Origin of the sequence: Pseudooceanicola aquaeponti, from assembly GCF_050897975.1 — a bacterium.
In the GTDB taxonomy this organism is placed as follows: Bacteria; Pseudomonadota; Alphaproteobacteria; order Rhodobacterales; family Rhodobacteraceae; genus Pseudooceanicola.
The window spans coordinates 405,256-426,445 of record NZ_JBPAXY010000005.1 but is presented as its reverse complement, the minus strand read 5'-3'; the positions used below and the strand labels follow the sequence as shown (position 1 = coordinate 426,445).

19 protein-coding genes are annotated in these 21,190 nt (G+C 67.7%); 13 read left to right on the top strand and 6 right to left on the bottom strand.

Features of this window, described 5'->3' with window-relative positions; genetic code table 11:
* Positions 1 to 40: 40 nt before the first annotated feature.
* Positions 41 to 1,747, bottom strand: a complete 1,707-nt coding sequence (locus ACRARE_RS14525) for a peptide ABC transporter substrate-binding protein (RefSeq protein WP_432657165.1) — start codon at positions 1,745 to 1,747, stop codon at positions 41 to 43.
* Between the two features lie 269 nt (positions 1,748 to 2,016).
* On the opposite strand from ACRARE_RS14525, the gene ACRARE_RS14520 reads away from it, so the two are divergent.
* From ACRARE_RS14520 to ACRARE_RS14505, 4 genes are all read left to right on the top strand, one after another.
* On the top strand, positions 2,017 to 3,852 hold the full coding sequence (locus ACRARE_RS14520; protein ID WP_432657164.1) for an ABC transporter ATP-binding protein: 1,836 nt from the start codon (positions 2,017 to 2,019) through the stop codon (positions 3,850 to 3,852).
* Between the two features lie 88 nt (positions 3,853 to 3,940).
* Positions 3,941 to 5,104 carry an acetylornithine deacetylase gene (gene argE / locus ACRARE_RS14515; RefSeq protein WP_432657163.1) on the top strand — a complete coding sequence of 388 codons (1,164 nt, stop codon included), beginning with the start codon at positions 3,941 to 3,943 and terminating at the stop codon, positions 5,102 to 5,104.
* A gap of 3 nt (positions 5,105 to 5,107) precedes the next feature.
* Positions 5,108 to 6,268, top strand: a complete 1,161-nt coding sequence (locus tag ACRARE_RS14510; RefSeq protein WP_432657162.1) for an amidohydrolase — start codon at positions 5,108 to 5,110, stop codon at positions 6,266 to 6,268.
* 32 nt (positions 6,269 to 6,300) lie between these two features.
* The gene (locus tag ACRARE_RS14505; protein WP_432657161.1) at positions 6,301 to 7,464 is read left to right on the top strand and encodes a M20 aminoacylase family protein; all 1,164 of its coding nucleotides are present in this window, start codon (positions 6,301 to 6,303) and stop codon (positions 7,462 to 7,464) included.
* 78 nt (positions 7,465 to 7,542) lie between these two features.
* Here ACRARE_RS14505 and ACRARE_RS14500 read toward each other — a convergent pair whose 3' ends face one another.
* Positions 7,543 to 8,352: an IclR family transcriptional regulator gene (locus ACRARE_RS14500; RefSeq protein WP_432657250.1), complete on the bottom strand. Its 810-nt coding sequence runs from the start codon at positions 8,350 to 8,352 to the stop codon at positions 7,543 to 7,545.
* 387 nt (positions 8,353 to 8,739) lie between these two features.
* On the opposite strand from ACRARE_RS14500, the gene ACRARE_RS14495 reads away from it, so the two are divergent.
* The 8 genes from ACRARE_RS14495 to ACRARE_RS14460 all read left to right on the top strand — a co-directional run bounded on the left by ACRARE_RS14495 (position 8,740) and on the right by ACRARE_RS14460 (position 16,698).
* On the top strand, positions 8,740 to 9,834 hold the full coding sequence (locus ACRARE_RS14495) for a type 2 periplasmic-binding domain-containing protein (protein ID WP_432657160.1): 1,095 nt from the start codon (positions 8,740 to 8,742) through the stop codon (positions 9,832 to 9,834).
* A gap of 172 nt (positions 9,835 to 10,006) precedes the next feature.
* Positions 10,007 to 11,986: a tripartite tricarboxylate transporter permease gene (locus ACRARE_RS14490; protein WP_432657159.1), complete on the top strand. Its 1,980-nt coding sequence runs from the start codon at positions 10,007 to 10,009 to the stop codon at positions 11,984 to 11,986.
* Positions 11,987 to 12,003: 17 nt separating this feature from the next.
* Positions 12,004 to 13,110 carry an amidohydrolase family protein gene (locus tag ACRARE_RS14485; RefSeq protein WP_432657158.1) on the top strand — a complete coding sequence of 369 codons (1,107 nt, stop codon included), beginning with the start codon at positions 12,004 to 12,006 and terminating at the stop codon, positions 13,108 to 13,110.
* Between the two features lies 1 nt (position 13,111).
* The gene (locus ACRARE_RS14480) at positions 13,112 to 14,209 is read left to right on the top strand and encodes an amidohydrolase family protein (protein WP_432657157.1); all 1,098 of its coding nucleotides are present in this window, start codon (positions 13,112 to 13,114) and stop codon (positions 14,207 to 14,209) included.
* A 9-nt stretch (positions 14,210 to 14,218) separates the two neighbouring features.
* Positions 14,219 to 14,632, top strand: coding sequence for a Rieske (2Fe-2S) protein (locus tag ACRARE_RS14475; RefSeq protein ID WP_432657156.1), 414 nt, complete (start codon positions 14,219 to 14,221; stop codon positions 14,630 to 14,632).
* Positions 14,613 to 15,131 (top strand): GFA family protein, encoded by a 519-nt coding sequence (locus ACRARE_RS14470; protein WP_432657155.1) that lies wholly within the window; start codon positions 14,613 to 14,615, stop codon positions 15,129 to 15,131. Before ACRARE_RS14475 ends, ACRARE_RS14470 begins: the two co-directional genes overlap by 20 nt.
* Positions 15,128 to 16,339, top strand: coding sequence for an NAD(P)/FAD-dependent oxidoreductase (locus ACRARE_RS14465; protein WP_432657154.1), 1,212 nt, complete (start codon positions 15,128 to 15,130; stop codon positions 16,337 to 16,339). The genes ACRARE_RS14470 and ACRARE_RS14465 overlap by 4 nt, the downstream gene beginning before the upstream one ends.
* Before the next feature lie 35 nt (positions 16,340 to 16,374).
* Positions 16,375 to 16,698, top strand: a complete 324-nt coding sequence (locus tag ACRARE_RS14460) for a 2Fe-2S iron-sulfur cluster-binding protein (RefSeq protein WP_432657153.1) — start codon at positions 16,375 to 16,377, stop codon at positions 16,696 to 16,698.
* Positions 16,699 to 16,742: 44 nt separating this feature from the next.
* Here ACRARE_RS14460 and gloA2 read toward each other — a convergent pair whose 3' ends face one another.
* From gloA2 to moaA, 4 genes are read right to left on the bottom strand one after another with little or no spacing between them, the layout of a single operon-like run.
* Positions 16,743 to 17,132: an SMU1112c/YaeR family gloxylase I-like metalloprotein gene (gene gloA2 / locus ACRARE_RS14455; protein ID WP_432657152.1), complete on the bottom strand. Its 390-nt coding sequence runs from the start codon at positions 17,130 to 17,132 to the stop codon at positions 16,743 to 16,745.
* Between the two features lie 2 nt (positions 17,133 to 17,134).
* Positions 17,135 to 18,196, bottom strand: coding sequence for a glycosyltransferase family 4 protein (locus ACRARE_RS14450; protein WP_432657151.1), 1,062 nt, complete (start codon positions 18,194 to 18,196; stop codon positions 17,135 to 17,137).
* Positions 18,197 to 18,225: 29 nt separating this feature from the next.
* The gene (locus ACRARE_RS14445; RefSeq protein ID WP_432657150.1) at positions 18,226 to 19,536 is read right to left on the bottom strand and encodes a 3-deoxy-D-manno-octulosonic acid transferase; all 1,311 of its coding nucleotides are present in this window, start codon (positions 19,534 to 19,536) and stop codon (positions 18,226 to 18,228) included.
* Positions 19,536 to 20,543, bottom strand: a complete 1,008-nt coding sequence (gene moaA / locus ACRARE_RS14440; RefSeq protein ID WP_432657149.1) for a GTP 3',8-cyclase MoaA — start codon at positions 20,541 to 20,543, stop codon at positions 19,536 to 19,538. Before moaA ends, ACRARE_RS14445 begins: the two co-directional genes overlap by 1 nt.
* Before the next feature lie 162 nt (positions 20,544 to 20,705).
* Between moaA and ACRARE_RS14435 the strand changes: the two genes are divergently transcribed.
* Positions 20,706 to 21,173, top strand: coding sequence for a hypothetical protein (locus tag ACRARE_RS14435; RefSeq protein ID WP_432657148.1), 468 nt, complete (start codon positions 20,706 to 20,708; stop codon positions 21,171 to 21,173).
* Positions 21,174 to 21,190: the final 17 nt, after the last annotated feature.

Here is a 21,190-nt window from a genome sequence, read left to right as displayed (position 1 = left end):
GACCCGGACCGCAGGGCGGCCCGGATCTCCGGGGAAGGATTTATTCCTTGATACGATACCAATCGGCCACGTTCCACAGCTCACTGTCCCAGGTGTTCAGGACAACGCCGCCGAGCGTGTTGGAATGGGCGGAAACACGGCCGCGGTCAACCAGCGGAACGATGGTGTAGCTTTCCTTGGTCAGCATCTCGTTCAGCTTGATGGCGATCTCGCCGCGCTTCTCCAGCTCGCCGGTCTGTGCCAGCTCGTCGAGCAGGGCATCGTATTCCGGGTCGCAGTAGCGGTTGATGTTCTCACCCTGCCACTGGTTGTCGGGCTGGGGTTCGTTGTCGCAGCGGTACTGGGCCAGGTAGGCCTGCGGATCGGTGCCGTCGAAGTTGTTGGCGTACATTTCGGTGTCCGCATAGAACTTCTGGAAGGTGTCGGGCGAACCCGCGTCACCGCCGAAGAAGACCGAACCCGAGACGTTGCGCAGCTCGACCGAGAGGCCGATCATTTCCCACCAGGCCTTGATGGCGTCCTGGAAGTTCTGGCGCACGGCGTTGGTCGAGGTCTGGAAGAGCACTTCCATTTCGACGCCGTCCTTGTCGCGGATGCCGTTGCCGTTGGTGTCGACCCAGCCGGCTTCGTCCAGCAGCGCCTTGGCGCCTTCCAGGTCCTGCGTCAGGCAGTCGGTGTTGGGCGAGGCATAGAGGGCAGGGGCGGGGACCAGGTTACAGGTCGCGCGGCCCGCTTCGCCATAGCCGATTTCCACCAGGATCTCGCGGTCGATGGCCATCGACAGCGCCTTGCGCACGCGCACGTCCGACAGGAAGGGATGCGGCGCTTCGCGGGTCGAGCGGATGTCGGCGGACAGATCCGAGGACGGATCGGTCAGGTTCATCTCGATACGCTCGACCAGGGTGCCGAAGCCGACCACGGTCTTGCCCTTGCCGCCCTTTTCCATCTCGGCGATGACTTCGGGGGCCAGTTGCAGGTTCCAGGCGTAGTCGAATTCGCCGGTTTCCAGCACGGCACGACCGGCCGAGGCTGCGTCGCCGCCACCCTTGAAGGTCACGGTGGCGAAGGCGGGCTTGGCCGGGTCGCGGTAGTTGGGGTTGGCCGACATGGTGATCACGTCGTTGGGCTTGAACTCATCCACCACGAAGGGGCCGGTGCCGATCGGGTTGAAGTTGGCTTCGGTACAGGTCGAGGCCGCTTCGCCCAGGCAGCTTTCGAACTGGGCTTTCTGCACGATCGGGGACTGGCCGCCCATGAAGGGCAGGTAGGGGTTCGGCTGCGGCGCCGCGAAGGTGACCTTCACGGTCAGCTCGTCCAGCGCTTCGACGCTGGCGACGCTGTCGAACTTGGCGCCCTGGGCACAGCCGAAGCCTTCGGCGGTGCAGTATTCATAGGTGAAGACCACGTCTTCCGAGGTCATCGGGGTGCCGTCGGACCACAGCAGGCCCTCTTTCAGCTTCCAGGTGATGGTGGTCAGGTCTTCCGAGACGCCGCCGTTTTCCACGGTGGGGATCTCTTCCGCCAGGAAGGGCACCAGCGCGCCGGTCTCGTCGAACCGACCCAGGGGCTCCAGAATCATCGAAGAGGATTCGATGTCCTTGGTGCCGCCCGACATGTAGGGGTTCAGAACCGAGGGGGCCTGCCAGTAGATGATGTTGACGTGGCCGTCGGCGCCGCGCTCGGCAAAGGCGGCCGGTGCGATGGCGGACAGGGCCGCAGCACCGAGCAGAACGGATCTCAGACTCATAGGTATCTCCCAGTTGAGTGCCGGGCCTCTCTGGCCCGATCATTGACCCGGGCGTTACCGATAACGTCCGGCGCGCCTTGCGGCAGCCGGACGTCAGTTCCCACCCGAGGATGGGCAGCATCGAAAATCGGATTCGGCGAAAATGCAACCCTTCGCGGACCTTTCCCCAGGGACCGGTCCGCTGACGTCAGAGCAGGGGCCCGACCTGTTTGACAATGGCGCAATGGCCTCTGTAGCGTCTCGGCAACGCTTTCATGACAGGTCACCCCATGCTCGACGCCCCCGGCTCCGTCCCCCCTATCGCCCGCATTGAAAACCTGCGTGTTTCCTTCGAAACCAAGGATGGTCCGGTCGAGGGGGTGAAGGACGTTTCCTTCGAAATCAACGCCGGTGAGACGGTCTGCATCGTCGGCGAATCCGGGTCGGGCAAGTCGGTTTCCTCGCTCTCGCTGATGCGTCTGATCGAATATGGCGGCGGAACCATTGCAGGCGGGCGCCTAATTTTTGACCGAAAGGACGGAAAAGAGATCGACCTGGCCTCGGCGGATCAGTCCCTTATGCGTACCATTCGGGGCAATGAGATCGGCATGATCTTCCAGGAGCCGATGACGGCGCTGAACCCGGTCTTCACCGTGGGCCGCCAGCTGGCCGAGGGTCTGATGCTGCACAAGGGCATGAAGAAGGCCGAGGCCATGGCCAAGGCCGTGGACCTGCTGCGCGAGGTGCGAATCCCCGAGCCCGAGCGCCGCATCAAGCAGTATCCGCACGAGCTGTCTGGGGGGATGCGCCAGCGGGTCGTCATCGCCATGGCCCTGGCCTGCGAGCCGCGCCTGCTGATCGCGGACGAACCCACCACCGCGCTGGACGTGACCATCCAGGCCGAGATCCTGGCCCTGATGGACCGGCTGAAGCGCGAAACCGGCACTGCCGTCATGTTCATCACCCATGACATGGCCGTGGTCGCCCAGATGGCCGACCGCGTCGTCGTCATGTTCCGCGGCAACAAGGTGGAAGAGGGCCCGGTCGAACAGATCTTCACCGCGCCGACGCATGATTACACCAAAGCCCTGCTGGCCGCCGTGCCCAAGCTGGGCGAGATGACCGGCAAGCCGCTGCCGGAACCGATGAAGCTGTTCGGCGTCGAGGATCAGAAGATCGAACCGATCCCCGGCAAGGACGAGGTCCTGCTGTCGGTGAAGAACCTGACGACGCGTTTCCCGGTGAAGGGCGGCGTGCTGCGCAAGACCGTGGCCAATGTCCACGCGGTCGAGGATGTCAGTTTCGACATCAAGCGCGGCCAGACCCTGAGCCTGGTCGGGGAATCGGGCTGCGGCAAGTCGACCACCGGCCGCTCGGTCCTGCGTCTGGTGGAACCGCTGTCGGGCGAGATCGACCTGGACGGCAAGGACATCATGGCGCTGAACGACCGCGACCTGCGCAAGGCGCGCCTGGACATGCAGATGATCTTCCAGGATCCCTTCGCCTCGCTGAACCCGCAGATGCAGCTGTCGGACCAGGTGGCCGAGCCGATGAAGAACTACGGCACCCTGAAGGGCAAGGCGATGCAGGAACGGGTCGAGATGCTGTTCGACCGGGTGGAACTGCCGCGCAGCTTCATGCGCCGCTATCCGCACGAGCTGTCGGGCGGGCAACGCCAGCGGGTGGCCATCGCGCGCGCCCTGGCGCTGAACCCGAAACTGATCGTCGCCGACGAGGCGGTGTCGGCGCTGGACGTTTCGGTGCAGGCGCAGGTGGTGAACCTGATGATGGAATTGCAGGCGGAACTGGGCCTGTCCTTCCTCTTCATCTCGCACGACATGGCCGTCGTGGAACGCGTCAGCCACCGCGTCGGCGTGATGTACCTGGGCCGCATCGTCGAGATCGGCAGCCGCCAGGCGGTCTTCGAGAACCCGCAGCACCCCTATACCAAGGCCCTGATGAAGGCCGTGCCGATTGCCGACCCGACCAAGCGGAAGTCGGAACGCGAGCTGAACTTCAAGCCCATTCCCTCGCCCATCCACGATCTGGACTACCAGGCCGAACCCTCGGTCTATGAGAAGGTCGGCGAGGATCACTTCATCCTGACCACCGATAGCGGGTACTGAGGATGGGCCGGCGTCCGGGCCGCTGCCCGGGGCCAGATTGCAGACATGACCCCGCGCCACTGGGGCGCGGGACAGGAAAGACCCGACGATGACGTCCCGACTATCTCCGCGCGAGATCCAGGAGACACTGATCTCCTTCCCCACGGTCAGCCGTGATACCAACATCCCGCTGATCGACTGGGTGCAGAGCTACCTCGAAGAGCACGGCGCCACCTGCATCCGCCACCACCACGAAAGCGAACCCAAGGCGGGCCTCTGGGCCTATGTCGGCCCCGCCGAAGAGGGCGGCGTCGTCCTGTCGGGGCACACCGACGTGGTGCCGGTGGACGGCCAGGACTGGACCTCGGACCCTTTCACCGTGACCGAACGCGACGGCAAGCTGTTTGGCCGTGGCACCGCCGACATGAAGACCTTTGACGCCCTGGCGGTCTGGGCCCTGGCCGAGGCCAGTTCCAAGACCCTGACCAAGCCCCTGCACCTGGCCTTCACCTATGACGAGGAAATCGGCCTTCTGGGCGCCGATCCGCTGCTGGACGACTGTCTGCCCCAGGTGCCCAAACCGGCGATTGCCTTCATCGGCGAGCCGACCGAGATGCAGGTCGTCTCGGGGCACAAGGCGGGCGTGGGCTTTGCCACCACCGTTCACGGGGTCGAGGTGCACAGCTCGATCGCCTATCAGGGCGTCTCGGCGGTGATGGAGGCGGCGAAGATCGTCGACTGGGGCAACCGGATCAACGCCGAGAATGCCGCCAAGACCCCGACCGGCACCGATGCCCTGTTCGATCCGCCCTGGACCAATGCTCATGTGGGGGTGATCCACGGCGGCACGGCCCATAACATCACCGCGGGCACCTGCGAGTTCCTGATGACCTTCCGCTGCGTGCCGGGCGAGACGCCCGAGCAATACGGCGCCCTTTACGAGGCCGAGGTGCGCCGCGTCGAGGCCGAGATGCAGGCGGTGCGCCCGGAGGCCTCGATCGAGATCAAGCGGCTCTTCGGCTCGAAGGGGCTGACCCCCGAAGAGAACGGCCGCGCCGATGCCCTGGCCCGGCAGCTGACCGGCGATAACGGCAGCCATGTTGTCAGCTATGGCACCGAGGCGGGCTATTTCCAGGCGCGCGGCATGTCCGCCGTGGTCTGCGGGCCGGGCAATATCGAACAGGCCCACAAGCCCGATGAATTCATCACCCTGGCCGAGTTCGACAAGGGCGTCGATTTCATGCGCCGCCTGATCACCCATCTGGAGGTCTGAGCCATGCCGGTTCGCAATCGCATTGCCGAAATGGCCGAAGAGGTCTCGGGCTGGCGCCGCCACCTGCACGCCCATCCCGAGCTGCGCTTCGAGGAATACGAGACCGCCCGGTTCGTGGCCGAAAAGCTGCGCGCCTTCGGCGTGGACGAGGTGGTCGAGGGCGTCGGCGGCACCGGCGTCGTGGCGGTGATCGAGGGGCGCGCCCCGGGTCGCACCCTGGGCTTCCGCGCCGATATGGATGCCCTGCCGATCCTCGAGGCGACGGGGCTGCCCCATGCCTCGACCGTGCCCGGCAAGATGCACGCCTGTGGCCATGACGGCCATACCTCGATGTTGCTGGGCGCCGCCAAGTACCTGGCCGAGACGCGCAATTTCGCCGGGCGGGTGATCTGCATCTTCCAGCCCGCCGAAGAGGGCGGCGGCGGCGCCAAGGCGATGATCGAGGACGGTCTGATCTCGCGCTACGACATCGCCGAGGTCTACGGGATGCACAACTGGCCGGGGATGGAGCTGGGCGATTTCACCATGCGCGCCGGGCCCGCCTTTGCCGCGCCGGCCCGTTTCGACGTGGTGCTGACAGGCAAGGGTGGTCATGCCGCCATGCCGCATCTGAACGTCGACACCACCCTGGCGGGCGCCCATGTGGTGACCGCCCTGCAAAGCATCGTCAGCCGCAACGTGGACCCGGTGCAGAACGCGGTGGTCTCGATCTGCGGCTTCCAGACCGAAACCAACACCTACAACGTGATCCCCGAGGTGGTGACCCTGAAGGGCACCTTCCGGGTGCATGACGACGAGGTGCAGGTGCAGGTGCGCCGCCGCATCGAAGAGGTGGTCACCCAGACCGCCGCCGCCTTCGGCGTTGCCGCCGAGATCACCTTCCTGCCCGGCCCGCCGGTGCTGATCAACGATGCCGAGGCCATCGCCCATGCGGCAGAGGCGGGGGCGGCGGTCTCGGCCGCCAGTACCGATTTCCCGCCCGTCATGGGCGCCGACGATTTTGCCGAGATGCTGCGCCTGGCGCCGGGGGCCTATGTGCTGGTCGGCAACGGCGACAGCGCGGGCCTGCATCACCCCGAATATGAATTCAACGACGCGGTCATCCCCTTCGGGATGAGCTGGATCGCCGAGATGGCCGAAAGCCGTCTGCCGCTGTCCCGCTGACGCCGCCCAAACCGACCCCAAGGAGCCCTTCCATGCCCGTCAAGAACCGCCTGGCCGAGTTGCAGGACGAAATCACCGCCTGGCGCCGTGACCTGCACGAGAACCCCGAGATCCTTTATGAAACGCACCGCACCTCGGCCATCGTCGCCGAGAAGCTGAAGGACTTCGGCTGCGACGAGATCGTCACCGGCCTGGGCCGCACCGGCGTGGTCGGCGTGATCAAGGGCAAGAGCAACGGCTCGGGCAAGGTCATCGGCCTGCGCGCCGACATGGACGCCCTGCCGATCCACGAGGAAACCGGGGTGGACTACGCCTCGAAGACCCCGGGTGCCATGCACGCCTGCGGCCATGACGGCCACACCGCCATGTTGCTGGGCGCCGCCAAGTACCTGGCCGAGACCCGTAATTTCGACGGCACCGTGGTTGTCATCTTCCAGCCCGCCGAAGAGGGCGGCGCCGGGGGCAAGGAAATGTGCGACGATGGCATGATGGAGCGTTTCGGCATCCAGGAAGTCTATGGGATGCACAACTGGCCGAAGATGCCCGTGGGCAGCTTCGCCATCCGCTCGGGGCCCTTCTTTGCCGCCACCGACCAGTTCGAGGTGAAGATCGTCGGCAACGGCGGCCATGCGGCCAAGCCCCATGCCGCCACCGACCCGATCGTCGCCGCCTCGCATGTGGTCAGCGCCATTCAGTCGGTCGTCAGCCGCAACGCCGATCCGGTGCATCAGATGGTGATCTCGGTCACCTCGATCGAAAGCTCCTCCAAGGCCTTCAACGTCATTCCCGCCTCGGTCACCATTCGCGGCACGATCCGCACGATGACCAAGGAAATGCGCCAGCTGGCTGAAGAGCGTTTCAAGGCCGTGGTCGGCCAGGCCGCCGCCGCCTTCGGCACCGAGGCGCAGATCCAGTGGTTCCCGGGCTATCCGGCCATGGTCAACTCGGAAGAGCAGACCGCCTTCGCTGCCGAGGTCGCCAAATCGGTCTCGGGCGACTGCGTCGAGGCGCCCATCACCCTGGGCGGCGAGGATTTCGCCTATATGCTGGAAGAGCGCCCCGGCGCCTATATCCTGGTGGGCAACGGCGACAGCGCGGACGTGCACAACCCCGCCTACAACTTCAACGACGACGCCATCCCGGCGGGCTGCTCCTGGTGGGCCGAGATCGTCGAAAAGCGGATGCCCGCGGCCTGAGGGCGCGCCGGGGCAAAGCCCGGCCGGAGACAGCAGAAGGGGGGCGTGTCCGACGGGACGCGCCCCTTTCGCATCGGGCTAGGCCGGGTCGGGGATATGACCTAGCTGTTCGCTCAGCGCTTCGGCGGCGGCGCGGACCTGGGCGCCCACCTCCGGGATGCGAGCCAGGGTCAGGCGCACGGCCAGGCCCGAGATCGAGATGGCGCAGACCGCCTCGCCACTGGCCGACCAGACCGGGGCGGCGACGCAGCGCAGGCCGGGATTGCGTTCCTCGTCATCCACCGCATAGCCGCGCTGCCGGACCAGGGCGATGTCGGCCATCACGGCCTGAAGCGAGGTCAGGCTGTGCGGTGTCATCGGCGGCAGGCCGGTCCGGGCCACGAAAGAGGCGATCTCGGCATCGGGCCAGGTGGCCAGCAGGGCCTTGCCCATGCCCGAACAGACGATAGGGGCCAGCCCGCCCGGCGGCGCGATGGCGCGGACGATCTCGCGGCTTTCCACCTGGCTGATGGTGACCAACTGGTCGCGGTCCAGCACGCCCAGGTTGGCGGTCTCGCGGGTCTGGTCGCGCAAACGGCGCAGGTAGGGCAGGGCCGGCAGGACGAAGCTGCGCCGCCGCCCGTAGCTGCTGCCGACGGCAAAGGCGGTGCGCCCGACGTGCCAGGCGGCGCTGTCGGGATCGGCATGGGCGAAGCCGCGTGCCTCCAGCGTGGTCAGCAGCCGATGGGTGGTCGACATGGCCAGCCCCGACATCCGCGCCAGGTCGCTGGCGCGCAGCCCCTCTTCGTTCTGGGACAGCAGTTCCAGCAGGTCCAGCGCGCGGCCGACCGATTGGACGCCGGTTTGGCCCGATGGGGGGCATCGGGTTTGGAATCGCCATTCATGTATACCTCCTCCGGTGGGAGGCCGACTCCCACGATGTGGGAAAGTCTGTCAGAACCTCTCTCTACGTCAAGAAATATGCGTTAATGATCTCTCAAGGACCTTTCGGACGGCCGTGAGTCGTCCTCGCCGTGCGGAGGATGTGTATACATCTTCCGAGCCAGATTTCTGCTGCCACCCGGAAGAGGAGCCCGGGTCGGCAAAGGGAACTGGTCGGCCAAGGGGTTAAGAGAAGGGCCGGGGTGGAGGATCGCCCCATTCCGGCCTGCGCGTTCCGGGGTGCCGTCAGCCTTTGAGGAGGGGCAGGCGGGGAAGGGCCCGGGGGCGGTTCGGCGATAGCCGGGCCCAGAGCGGGCCGGCGTCGATCATTGGCGGTCGATTTGGGAGGAAGACATGAAACTTGGAATGACCAAGACCCCCGGCGCCCTGGCGGCGTCGGCCCTGGCGCTGTGCCTGTCGCTTGCCGTGCCTGCCGGGGCGCAGGTGCTGGATCTGGACGGCAAGACCGTCACCCTGGTCCATAATGCCTCGCCCGGCGGGGCCACGGGGATCAGCGCCCAGGTGCTGGCCGATGCCTGGGCCAAGACCATGGCGGGCAATCCCACGGTGGTGGTGCAATCGGTTGCGGGGGGCGCCCTGACCAAGGGGATCGACCATGTGATGGAGGCGCGGCCCAACGGGCTGACCCTGGGGTATCTGGCCTGGCAGGGCACCACGCGGATCCTGGACCCGGAACCCTTGCAGATTCCCTTCGAGGACTTCGGCACCATCGCCGGTATCGGCGGTTCGAACTTCCTGATCCACGCACGCACCGACATCGGCGGCGGCCTGGAGGGGCGCGATGAATTTGCCGGTCTCGAAACCGTCAAGGTAGGTGGCTATTCCGCAAAGATGACCCAGGGGATGCAGACCCTGGCGGCGCTCGACCTGCTGGGGGTCGACTGGTCCTATGTCTCGGGCATGTTCGGCGATGGGCCCCTTTACGCCGCCCTGCAACGGGGCGAGATCGAGGCCTATCCGGCCACCTCGGCGCAGTTCATCAACGAGCTGGAAGCCGGACCGATCGCCGAGGGCAGCTCGATGGCCGTCTGGCAGATGGGGCCGATCCTGGAAGATGGCACGATGAAGAAGGACCCGGCGCTTGAGGGCGTGCCGACGGTGGGCGAATATATCGAAGCCGCCACCGGCAAGGCCCCCGAGGGCGAGGCCTGGGACGTCATCATGTACCACGCCCAGTCCTCTGCCCCGGTGAACTGGATCGTGGTGGCCCCTCCGGGCCTGCCGGAAGAGCATCTGGAGATGCTGCGCGCCAGCTTCGACGCCGCTGTCGCCACGCCGGAGTATCTGGAGCAGGCGACCAAGGTCTATGGCTCGGAACCCAACATCGTCCATTCCGAGGCGATGAGCGCGATCATCGCGGATGTGCAGAACACCCCCGAGGAGATCAAGGACGCCATGCGCGGGCTGATCGACCGGATGGAGCAGTAAGGGCCAGGCGCGCCCTCTCTCCGCAAGCTCCGGACCTTCCGCGCCTGCCTCGGCTGCGCGGGGCCGTGCGGGGCTTGCCCCACCGATGCTTTCCCCGCTCCGGCTGCGCCGCGCGCTGTCGCATGACATCGCCGGGGCGGGGATCCCTGACGATCTGACGGGCTGATCTCTTATGTTCGACTCCTTCCTGACGGGCCTCTCGCTGGTCCTGTCCTTTCCAACCTTCTTCTACCTGCTGGCGGGGATCGCCGTGGGCCTGTGGCTGGGCGTGGTGCCGGGCCTGGGGGGCGTGACCGGCATGGTCGTGCTGCTGCCGCTGACCTTCGGCATGGAACCCGCCGCCGGTCTGGCCATGCTTCTGGGGCTTTTCGCCGTGGTCTCGACCTCGGACACGATCACCTCGGTGATGCTGGGCATTCCCGGCACCATCGCCAGCCAGGCCACGGTGATTGACGGCAATGCCATGGCCAAGCGCGGCCTGGCGCAGACCGCCTTCGGCGCGGCCTTCGCCAGTTCGGCCTTCGGCGGCGTGCTGGGCGGGCTGGCCATGGCGGCCTCGCTGCCCTTCGCGCTGTGGATCATCCTGGCCTTCGGCTCGCCCGAGTTCTTCCTGCTGTCCCTGCTGGGGCTGCTGATGGTGGGCGCGGTCAGCGGCAATGCGATTTCCAAGGGGCTGGGCGCGGCCGTGCTGGGGCTGATGCTGTCCCAGATGGGCTATCCGGTGGCCAGCTCGATGCCGCGCTACTACTTCGGCCAGCGCGAGCTGCTGGACGGGCTGCCGTTGGTGCCGGTGATCCTCGGGCTGTTTGGCCTGCCCGAGATGATGGACCTGGCCGCCCGGCGCAGCGCGATTGCCCATATCAGCGATGCGCGCGCCGAGGAGGATGGGATATTCAACGGGATCCGTGCGGCGATCCGCAATCGCTGGCTGGTGGTGCGCTGTTCCCTGCTGGGGGTCTATGTGGGGATGCTGCCCGCCATCGGCTCGTCCGTGGTCGACTGGCTGGCCTATGGCCATGCGACCCAAAGCGCCAAGGACAAGGCGGCGTTCGGCAAGGGCGACGTGCGCGGGGTGATCGCGCCCGAGGCAGCCAACAACGCCGTGCTCGGCGGCTCGCTGATCCCCACGCTGGCCTTCGGCATTCCCGGTTCGGGCGCCATGGCCGTCCTCTTGGGCGCGCTGACCATCCATGGCTTCTCGCCGGGGCGCAACATGCTGGGCGAGAACCTGGACGTGACCTTTTCGATGGTCTGGACGATCATCATCGCCAATATCATCGGCGCCGTGGTGCTGATGATCTGGGGCCGGCAGGTGGCGCGGGCAGCCTTCGTGGACGGCAACTTCATCGTGCCCGCCGTGATCCTCTTCATCTTCATGGGGTCCTGGGTCTGGGAGCCGGGGATGTTCACCTGGATCACCCTTCTGGGCGTCGGCCTGCTGGGCTATGCGCTCAAGGCCGCGGGCTGGCCGCGCCCGCCCTTCATCCTGGGCTTCGTGCTGGGCCCTGTGCTGGAAAGCGCGCTGTCTATCACCTGGCAAAGCTACACGCCGCTGGAGGTGGTCAGCCGCCCGACCGTGATCGGCCTGGTCCTGGTGCTGGGGGTGGTCTTCTTCTTCGCCCTGCGCTCGACCCGGCAGGGGCTGGCGGAACATTCGATCGAGGACACGCAGGAAAGCAAGGCGAGCCTTATGCTGTCCTCGGGTCTGGCCCTGGCCCTGGTGGGGCTGTTCGCCGCCGCGGTCTGGATGGCGCTGGACTGGAAGCTGCTGGCGAAGATCTCGCCCATTGCCTTTGGGGTGTCGGGGCTGGTGATCATGCTGTTCGTCCTCTGGCAGGACCGGGGGCGGCTGGGGACCATTGCCAGGGCCCGGGCGGCGGGGGATGCCGCCGCGGGGGGCACCCTGGCCGGGTTCTGGGCCGCGCATCGTCGGCAGATGACCCTGCTGGGCGCCGTGACCTTGATGGTGATCGCCACCCCCTGGGTCGGCACCTATGCGGCGATCCTGGGCTTTGCGGGGCTATACGCCGCGTTCTGGGGGCGGTTCCGCTGGTGGGTCGTGGCCCTCTACACCGCTGCCATCGCCCTGGTGCTCTACGCGCTTTACGACCGCGTGCTGCACACCCCCTTCGAACTTCCCTTCTTCATGTAACCGCAGGAGAGCGAGAGATGCTCAAAGAGCTTGATCCGAAGACAGTCCGTGGCCCCGACGGCGCCTCAGACGGCGGCCCGGTGCAGGGCCTTGGCGCGATTGATTGCGACGTGCATCCGCGCAGCCCCGAACAGGCCGACCTGATGCCCTTCCTGGACAGCTACTGGCGCGACATGCTGCCCTATCGCGACATCGGCCATATGGAGCTGACCTCCTATCCCTTCGCCACCAAGACCTTCCGGGCCGAGGGGGCGGATGGCGGCGTGGCGACCCCCGCGCGGCTGGCGGAGGCGCATCTGGACCCGCTGGGCCTGTCGGCGGCGGTGCTGAACGTGGTCAACGGGGTACAGGCGCTGTTCGATCCCTACATGCAGGCGGCGCTGTGCCAGGCCACCAACCGCTGGCTGGCCGCCGAATGGCTGGACCACGACCCGCGCCTGCGCGGCGCGCTGCTGGTGCCCTTCCGCCATGTGGAAGAGGCGGTGGCCGAGATCAAACGCTATGCCGACGACCGCCGCTTCGTGCAGGTGCTGGCCATCTGCATGGGCGACGGGTTGCTGGGGCAGCGCGAGTACTGGCCGATCTGGCGGGCCGCCAGCGAGGCGGGCTTTGCCCTGTCGATCCACCCGGGCAGCAACTATCGCCACGCCCCCACCCAGTCGGGCTTCCTCAGCTATCTGGTCGAGGAACAGGTGACCTGGACCCAGGGCTTTGCCAGCCAGACGGCCAGCCTGCTGTCGGAAGGGGTGCTGACCGAGTTTCCCGACATGAAGGTGGTCATGGCCGAAAGCGGGATCTCCTGGCTCTTCGGCCTGTCCTGGCGGATGGCCAAGGACTGGCGCGGCAGCCGGGTCGAGGTGCCCTGGCTGAAGGAAAGCCCCGAGGTGGTGCTGCAACGCCAGCTGCGCTTCACCCTGCATCCCTTCGACCTGCCCGACGATCCCGAGGAGGTCGCAGCCGTCATCGACTGCGTGGGCGGGTCCGACATGCTGCTGTTCTCCTCGGACTTCCCCCACGACCAGGGGCCGCGCGCCGCGCTTTGGCCGGCCGGGCTGGCGCCCGATCTGGCCCCGGCGATCTGCCGCGACAACATCCTTGCCACCTATCCCAGACTGGAGGTGTGACATGTCCGTCACCGAACTGGAAAAGACCGAAACCGCGCAGGCGAAACTGGGCATCGTCGATTGCGACATCCACCCGGCCCTGACCACCCGGGGCGAGATCGCCTCTTTCCTGCCGCTGCGCTGGCGCGAGCATGTGCGCGACTGGGGGATGCGCTCGGGCGGGCCCTTCGCCGGGGCGCTGCAATATCCGCGCATGGGCCACGGGATGCGCCAGGACAGCTATCCGCCCGACGGCGGCGCACCGGCCTCGAACCTGGCCTTCCTGAAGACCCAGCTGCTGGATGAGCTGAACATCGAGTTCGGCCTGCTGCACGCCCTGAACGCCGGGCCGTCGCTGCAAAACCAGGAACTGGGCGCGGCGGTCTGTTCGGCCTTCAACGACTGGCAGATCGACAAGTGGCTGTCGAAGGAAGCCCGGCTGAAGGGCGGCATTTCGATCCCGCAGGAAGATGCCACGGCCTCGCTGCGCGAGATCGAAGAGCGCGCCAAGGATCCGCGTTTCGTGCAGGTGGCTTTCGTGCCCCGGTCCATGGAACCCGCCGGGCGTCGCCGCTACTGGCCGATCTACGAAATGGCCGAGGCGCTGGACCTGCCCATCGGGGTGCATTCGGCCGCCACCGGCTGGCGCGCCAATTCGGGCGCGGGCTGGGGCAGCTTCTATGTGGAAGAACACTACGGCTTTGCCCATACCGCCCAGACCATGCTGACCTCGATGATCTTCGAGGGCGTGTTCGAGCGCTTTCCTAAACTGAAACTGGTGCTGGTCGAGGGCGGCTTTGCCTGGCTGGCGCCCCTGATGTGGCGGATGGACCGCGAATGGGAACGGATGCGCGAAGAGGTGCCCCATGTGACCCGGCGGCCCTCGGACTACGTGAAATCCAACGTCTGGCTGACCACCCAGCCAGTGGAAGAGCCGCCGAAAGTGAAGCACATGAGCCATCTGCTGAACTGGATCGGCTGGGACAAGCTGATGTTCTCGACCGACTACCCGCATTGGGATTTCGATCACCCCGACCGCGCCTTCCGTGTCGGCATGGCCGAGGAGGCCCGGCGCGGCATCCTGCGGGACAATGCCATGGGCGTCTACAACCTGACCTGAGGAGGGATCATGACCGATCACATCATCTGCAAGGCCGAAGAGATCGCCGAGGGCGCCGCCCGCCGGGTTCGGATCGGCGGCCGCGACATCGCCATCTTCAACCTCGGGAACCGCTTTGCCGCGATTACCAACCGTTGCCCACATGAGGGGGCCGAGCTGTGCCATGGCAAGGTCGCGGCCTTCATCAGCGCCGAGGGCCCGGGCGAGTACCGCACCGAGGACGAAAAGGTCATGGTGCGCTGCCCCTGGCATGGGTGGGAGTTCGACCTGGCCAACGGGCGCTCCTACTGCGATCCCAACCGGATGCGGGTCAAGACCTTCGACGTGAAGGTCAGCCCAGGCGAGACCCTGGCCGAGGGGCCCTACCAGGCCGAGATCTTCGAGGTGCGGACGGAGGATGATTATGTCGTCCTCACGCTGTGATGCCCCGGCGCCGGGCGCGGGCGGCGCGGTGGCGCTGCCCGATCTGCCGCTGACCGGGGGGTGCCAGTGCGGCGCGGTGCGCTACCGGGTGACCGGCGCGCCGGTCACCTTCTATCTGTGCCACTGTTCACGCTGTCAGCGGCAATCGGGCAGCGCCTTTGGCGAAAGCCTGCAACTGCGCCCCGAGGACCTGGTGATCGACGAGGGCGCCTTGCAGGCGCGGGCGGTCACCGGCGGCTCGGGGCGGTCGGGCGAGATCCGGTTTTGCCCGGCCTGCGGCACCCGGATCACCCACCGGGTCGAGGGCAGCCCGGTGGTGGTGCTGAAACCCGGTACGCTGGACGCCCCCGGCTGGCTGCGACCGGCGGGCGAGATCTTCATTGAGGAACGCCAGCCCTGGCTGGCCGCCTTGCCCGGCGTGGCGCAATATGAAGGTGCCCCGCCGATGCCCGAGCTGCACGCCATCTGGGCGCAGATGCTGGCGGAGGACGCGGCATGAGCGGCATCGTCGTCATCGGCGCGGGCCAGGCGGGCGCCTCCTTGGTGGCGAAACTGCGGGCCGAGGGCTACGCCGGGCCGCTGACCCTGCTGGGCGAGGAGGCATACCCGCCCTATCAGCGCCCGCCGCTGTCGAAGAAATACCTGTTGGGCGAGATGCCGCGAGAGCGGCTGTTCCTGCGGCCCGAAGCCTTCTACGCCGAGCAGGGGATCGACCTGCGCCTGGGGTGTCGCCCCGAGGCGATCGACCGGGCGGCGCGCCTCGTTCGTATCGACGGGCAGGCGCTGACCTATGATCAACTGGTTCTGGCCACCGGCGCCCGGCCCCGCCGTCTGCCGCAGGCGATCGGTGGCGATCTGGCCGGGGTCTTCACCCTGCGCGGCATGGCGGATGTCGATGCGCTGGCCCCGCATATGCGCCCCGGCGCGCGGCTGCTTGTGGTGGGCGGCGGCTATATCGGGCTGGAAGCGGCGGCGGTGGCCCGGGGCCTGTGCCTCAACGTGACCCTGATCGAGGCCGCGCCGCGCATCCTGCAACGGGTCGCGGCGCCCGAGACGGCCGAGTATTTCCGCAAGCTGCACCAGGCCCATGGGGTCGATCTGTGCGAGGGCACGGGGCTGGAGCGGCTTCTGGGCGAGGGGGCCGTCACCGGCGCAGACCTGTCGGACGGTCGCCGGATCGACGTCGATCTGGTGCTGGCCGGCATCGGCGTCCTGCCCGAGGTCGCGCTGGCCGAAGCGGCGGGGCTGAGGTGCGACAACGGTATCGCGGTCGACGGGCAGGGGCGAAGCTCCGACCCGCACATCTGGGCCGCGGGCGACTGCGCCTCTTTCCCTTGGCGCGGTGGCCGGATCCGTCTGGAAAGCGTGGGCAACGCGGTGGACATGGGCGAGCGCGTGGCGCGCAACCTGATGGGCGCCGAAGAGACCTATCAGCCCGAGCCCTGGTTCTGGTCGGATCAATACGACATCAAGTTGCAGATCGCCGGGCTGAACCACGGCTACGAGCAGGTGGTGGCCCGCCCCGGGGTGCGGGCAGGCAGCCTGTCGCACTGGTACTACGCGGGTGGGCGGCTGATCGCGCTGGACGCGATGAACGACCCGCGCGCCTACATGATCGGCCGCCGCTTGTTGGCCCGCGGGCAAAGCCCGGATCCGGCGGCCCTGGCGCGGCCGGAAACCGACCTCAAGGCCCTGGCGGAGGCCTGAGGCCATCTGATCAAAGACAACAGGAGAAACGGAAGATGGTGAAAATCACCTATATCGAGCACGACGGCACCACCCATGCGCTGGACCTGGCCGAAGGCGGCAGCGTGATGGAGGGCGGGCGCGACCATGGGATCGAGGGGATCGTGGCGGAATGCGGTGGCGCCTGCGCCTGTTCCACCTGCCATGTCTACGTGGCGCCCGACTGGGTTGACCGCCTGCCGAAGATCGAGCCGATGGAAGAGGACCTGCTGGATTTCGCCCCGGGCTACGACCCGGCGCGTTCGCGCCTGTCGTGCCAGCTGAAGGTGACGGCGGCGCTGGACGGGCTGGTGGTCGAGGTGCCCGAAGAGCAGGCCTGAAGGGGGCACCGCCCCCCGGGCGACAGCAGGGGCGGCCCCTTTGGTCAGGGCGCCTGCTCGTACAGTTCCAGCGGCAGCCCGTCGGGATCGGCGAAGAAGGTGAAACGGGCGCCGGTGCCTTCGTCCACACGCACCGGCTCGACGGTCACGCCCTTGGCCTGCAACTCGGCCATGGCCGCGTCCAGGTCGGGGGTGGCGAAACACAGGTGCCGCAGCCCCTGTGCCTCGGGGCGCGTGGGCCGGGGCGGGGCGCCCGGAAAGGTGAAAAGCTCGATCTGGCCGCCGCCGGGCAGGGCGAGGTCCAGCTTCCAGCTGTCGCGCGCGGCGCGGTAGGTTTCCGCGATCACTGCAAGGCCCAGCACCTTGGTATAGAAGGCCTTCGACCGGGCATAGTCGCTGGCGATGATCGCCACGTGGTGAAAGCCGCTGAGCATCCTCAGCCCTCGGCCAGCAGGTCGCGGTAGATGGCGACCAGGGCGGCGGCCTCCTGCTCGATCCGGCAGCTTTGCAGCACATGGGCGCGGGCCTGGGCCGACCATTGGGCGCGGCGGGCGTCGTCGTCCAGCAGGGCGGCGGTCTCGTGCGTCAGCGCGTCGAGATCCTCGATATCGACGATGGCTCCGGCCTCGCCCGCGGGGATGAAATCCTCGAAGGCGCCCGCCCGGGTGGCCACCACCGGCACGCCGCAGGCCATGGCCTCCATCGGGGTCAGGCCGAAGCCCTCCCAGCGTTGCGGCGCGATGTAGAGGTCCAGCGCCTTGAACCAGCGCGAGATGTCCCAGTGCGGATCCTCGGGAAGGAACAGGATGCGGTCCGACAGACCGGCCGCTTCCACCTTGGCCTGCAGCCCTTCGTGGAACTCGCGGAACTGGTCGGTCACGCCGCCCATCATCACCGCCGTCACGTCGGGACGCGAGGGCAGCAGGCGCAGCATCATGTCGATGAAAAGGTCATTGCCCTTCTGCGGCCGGATGCGACCGAAACAGCCGACCAGCTTGTGATCCACCGGCAGGCCCAGCTCGGCCCGCAGGGCGGCCTTGTCGCTGGCCGGTTGGAACAGATCGGCGTCGATGCCGTGGTGGATCACCTGCGAGGGCACCTTCAGGAAAGAGGCCGAGCGGGCCGAGGTCGCCACCACGCGGTCCATCTGGGCGATCATCCACTTGGTGAACCCCTTGTGGTCGCGCTGCGCGGCTGAGGTGAACATCAGCTTCAACCGCTTGCCCAGCAGGCGTTTCAGCACGATCCCGGCCAGCATCTCGTTGTTGCGCCGGGCGTGCCAGACGCGGGCGCCCGAGGGGCCCCGGCGCGACATGGTGGCCAGCGCCGACAGCGACACCTGCGGCACCCCCTCGGGGATGGCGGGCCCGGCCGAGGCGATGGCGATCTGGCGCGCCTGCAAGGGCACCAGCCGATAGACGGTCGAGGTGACGCCCGACATGCGTTTCTTGAAATTCGGCGCGATCACGTCGATGCGCGCGATATCTGGCTCGCTCATCCCGGGTCCCTTTCGGTTGCCGGTCCCGATTACACCAGCGGCGCCGGGCCGGAAAGAGGAGCGAGCGCCGACAGCAGTTCCTGCGCCACCGCCTCCAGCCCGCCGCGCTGGTCGTCCGACAGGGCGCGGGCGGCCTGGCCCAGGGCGGCTAGCGCGGCCGGGTCGCCCAGAAGGCGCACCACTTGGGCCGTCAGAGCCTCGGCATCCGCCACTTCCACGGCGGCGCCCGCGCCGTCGAAGGCGGCGTAGGTTTCGGCGAAATTGGCATAGTGGGGTCCGTGCAGCACGGGGGTGCCGAAACAGGCCGGTTCATAGGGGGTATGCCCGCCCGCATCGCAGAAGGACCCGCCGAGGAAGGCAAAGGGCGCTAGGGCGTACCACAGGCCCATCTCGCCATAGGTGTCGGCCAGATAGACCTCGGCGCCCTCGGGCGCCTCGCCTTTCGAGCGTTGCGCGACGCTGAGGCCGCGGGCGCGGATCAGCGCCAGGATCTCGGGCGCGCGGTCCGGGTGGCGGGGGATCAGAAGCAGGCGCAGGCCGGGGATCTGGGCGCGAGCGGCCATATGGGCCTCCAGCACCTGATCCTCTTCGCCCGCATGGGTGGCGGCGGCGGCCCAGAGGGGGCCGGGCAGGGCGGCGCGAAGCTGTGCCAAGGCGTCCGCATCGACGGGGGGCGGGGCGATCATCGCCTTCAGGTTCGGCCCCTGGGCCACGCGGGCCGGATCGGCGCCCAGGGCCATGAGACCCTCCAGCGTGGCGCGGTCCTGGGTGCGGATCAGGTCGAACTGGTCCAGCAGAAAGCGGAAGGTGTCGCCGAAGCGCCCCCAGTTGCGCAGCGAGCCCTTGGACATGCGCGCATTGACCAGCGCCAGGCGGCAGCCCGAGGCGCGGGCGCGCACGATCATCTGCGGCCACAGCTCGCTTTCCACGAAGATCCCCGCCTCGGGGCGCCAATGGGCCAGAAAGCGACGCAGGGCGCGGGCGTTGTCCAGCGGCGCGAACTGGTGCCGGGCGCGGTCGGGCAGGCGGTCGGCCAGCACCTTGGCCGCCCCGCCGGTGCCCGAGGTCACCAGCGCCTGGGCCTCGGGGCGGGCGGCCAGCATCCGCTCGACCAGCGCCAGGACCGAGACGCTTTCGCCGACGCTGGCGGCATGGAACCAGATCAGCGGGCCTTCGGGCCGGGGCAGGGTGGCCTGGCCCAGACGTTCGCGGATGCGTTCGGGCGCGATGCCCTCGGCCGTCAGCTTGGCGCGCACGCGGCGCCAGACCAGCGGCGTCAGCCCCGTCGCCACTCCGCAGTAGAAACGATAGAAGGGGGTCTTCCCCGGACGCGCGCGCATCAGCCGCCCGTGTGGCTCATGTGGCGCGAGACCTGACCATCGGCACGACGGCGCGAGTAATCGAAATCGTGCCCCTCGGGTTTCAGCGAGATCGCGCGGCGGATTTCCTGTTCCAGCGGCCCGTCATCCTCGGGGAAATTGCGCAGGGCCGGGCGCAGGTCCAGCATGTCTTCCTGGCCCAGGCACATATACAGCTCGCCGGTGCAGGTCATCCGCACCCGGTTGCAGCTTTCGCAGAAATTATGGCTGAGCGGGGTGATGAAGCCGATCTTCTGCCCCGTCTCCTCGACACGCACGTAACGCGCCGGTCCGCCGGTGCTTTCCGCCAGGTCGGTCAGGGTGTAGCGGCTTTCCAGCTGGGTGCGCAGGTCACGCATCGACCAGAACTGGCCCACCCGGTCCTCGTTGCCCAGATCGCCCATGGGCATGACCTCGATCCAGGTCAGATCCATGTGGCGATCCGCGCAGAACTCGGCCAGGGTGAACAGCTCATCTTCGTTGAAGCCCTTCAGGGCGACCGCGTTCAGCTTGACGTTCAGGCCCGCCTTTTGCGCCGCGTCCAGCCCGCGCAGCACCTGCGGCAGGCGGCCCCAGCGGGTGACGCGGGCGAATTTCTCTTCGTCCAGGGTGTCGATCGAGACGTTGATGCGCCGCACGCCGCAGGCATAGAGGTCATCGGCGAAGCGTTCCAGCTGGCTGCCGTTGGTGGTCAGCGTCAGTTCCTTCAACGCGCCGCTGTCCAGATGGCGGGACATGTCGCGGAAGAACTGAAGGATATTGCGCCGCATCAGCGGTTCGCCCCCGGTGATGCGCAGCTTTTCCACGCCCAGATGCACGAAGGTCGAACACATCCGGTCCAGCTCTTCCAGCGTCAGAAGCTCTTTCTTCGGCAGGAAGGTCATGTTCTCGGACATGCAGTAGACGCAGCGGAAATCGCAGCGGTCGGTGACCGAGACGCGCAGATAGCGGATGGCCCGCTGAAAGGGATCGACAAGAGGCTGAACCATGCTGCCGAACCTAGGGGCGCGGGGCGGCGCCGACAAGGTCTTTCGCCGTGCGGGGCCGCGCAGGGGGCTGCGCGGGGGCGGGGGCCGCGCGGGGCGGGCGGGGGACCGCGCGCCCGGGCATTCGCGGATTGTCTGACCGGGCGGATCGGCTAGGGTGGCGGCATGAAACATGCCTTTCCCTTCCTGCTGATTCCGCTGCTGGCGGCCTGTCAGAACCCCGGTTCCCTTGGCCAGGGCGATGAAATGCCGCCCGATCTGATGGCCGAGGGCGCCGAGGGCGAGGCCTATTCCTCGACCGGCGAGCCCTGGTTGCTGCGCCCGCAGGCGCGGGAGCAGGCAGAAGACGCAGAGACCGCCACCGCCACAGGCCCCATTGCCACGGGCCTGCTGGGCCGGTCCATCGCCTCGCTGGGGCCTGCGACCGAGGGCGGGATGTGGATGTCTACCCCGCTGGTCAGCGCGCCGCAGCCGGGCCGTGTACGTGCCAGTGACACGGGCCGCGACGTGGCCCTGACCCTGCGCCCGGCACCCGGGGCGGGGGACAGCGGCGCGCGGCTGTCGCTTCAGGCGATGCAGGCCCTGGGCCTGCCGCTGACCGCCCTGGCCGAGGTCGAGATCTACGGCGGCTGATCGGCCCGGGCGCGGGG

Excerpts from the sequence above, each read along its gene's own strand:
- ACRARE_RS14510 (WP_432657162.1), top strand. The coding sequence starts at position 5,108 with ATGCCGGTTCGCAATCGCATTGCCGAAATGGCCGAAGAGGTCTCGGGC.
- gloA2 (WP_432657152.1), bottom strand. The coding sequence starts at position 17,132 with ATGCTCAGCGGCTTTCACCACGTGGCGATCATCGCCAGCGACTATGCC.
- ACRARE_RS14485 (WP_432657158.1), top strand. The coding sequence starts at position 12,004 with ATGCTCAAAGAGCTTGATCCGAAGACAGTCCGTGGCCCCGACGGCGCC.
- ACRARE_RS14495 (WP_432657160.1), top strand. The coding sequence starts at position 8,740 with ATGAAACTTGGAATGACCAAGACCCCCGGCGCCCTGGCGGCGTCGGCC.
- ACRARE_RS14490 (WP_432657159.1), top strand. The coding sequence starts at position 10,007 with ATGTTCGACTCCTTCCTGACGGGCCTCTCGCTGGTCCTGTCCTTTCCA.
- argE (WP_432657163.1), top strand. The coding sequence starts at position 3,941 with ATGACGTCCCGACTATCTCCGCGCGAGATCCAGGAGACACTGATCTCC.
- ACRARE_RS14525 (WP_432657165.1), bottom strand. The coding sequence starts at position 1,747 with ATGAGTCTGAGATCCGTTCTGCTCGGTGCTGCGGCCCTGTCCGCCATC.
- ACRARE_RS14505 (WP_432657161.1), top strand. The coding sequence starts at position 6,301 with ATGCCCGTCAAGAACCGCCTGGCCGAGTTGCAGGACGAAATCACCGCC.
- ACRARE_RS14520 (WP_432657164.1), top strand. The coding sequence starts at position 2,017 with ATGCTCGACGCCCCCGGCTCCGTCCCCCCTATCGCCCGCATTGAAAAC.
- ACRARE_RS14435 (WP_432657148.1), top strand. The coding sequence starts at position 20,706 with ATGAAACATGCCTTTCCCTTCCTGCTGATTCCGCTGCTGGCGGCCTGT.
- ACRARE_RS14470 (WP_432657155.1), top strand. The coding sequence starts at position 14,613 with ATGTCGTCCTCACGCTGTGATGCCCCGGCGCCGGGCGCGGGCGGCGCG.
- ACRARE_RS14480 (WP_432657157.1), top strand. The coding sequence starts at position 13,112 with ATGTCCGTCACCGAACTGGAAAAGACCGAAACCGCGCAGGCGAAACTG.
- ACRARE_RS14475 (WP_432657156.1), top strand. The coding sequence starts at position 14,219 with ATGACCGATCACATCATCTGCAAGGCCGAAGAGATCGCCGAGGGCGCC.
- ACRARE_RS14460 (WP_432657153.1), top strand. The coding sequence starts at position 16,375 with ATGGTGAAAATCACCTATATCGAGCACGACGGCACCACCCATGCGCTG.
- ACRARE_RS14445 (WP_432657150.1), bottom strand. The coding sequence starts at position 19,536 with ATGCGCGCGCGTCCGGGGAAGACCCCCTTCTATCGTTTCTACTGCGGA.
- moaA (WP_432657149.1), bottom strand. The coding sequence starts at position 20,543 with ATGGTTCAGCCTCTTGTCGATCCCTTTCAGCGGGCCATCCGCTATCTG.
- ACRARE_RS14465 (WP_432657154.1), top strand. The coding sequence starts at position 15,128 with ATGAGCGGCATCGTCGTCATCGGCGCGGGCCAGGCGGGCGCCTCCTTG.
- ACRARE_RS14450 (WP_432657151.1), bottom strand. The coding sequence starts at position 18,196 with ATGAGCGAGCCAGATATCGCGCGCATCGACGTGATCGCGCCGAATTTC.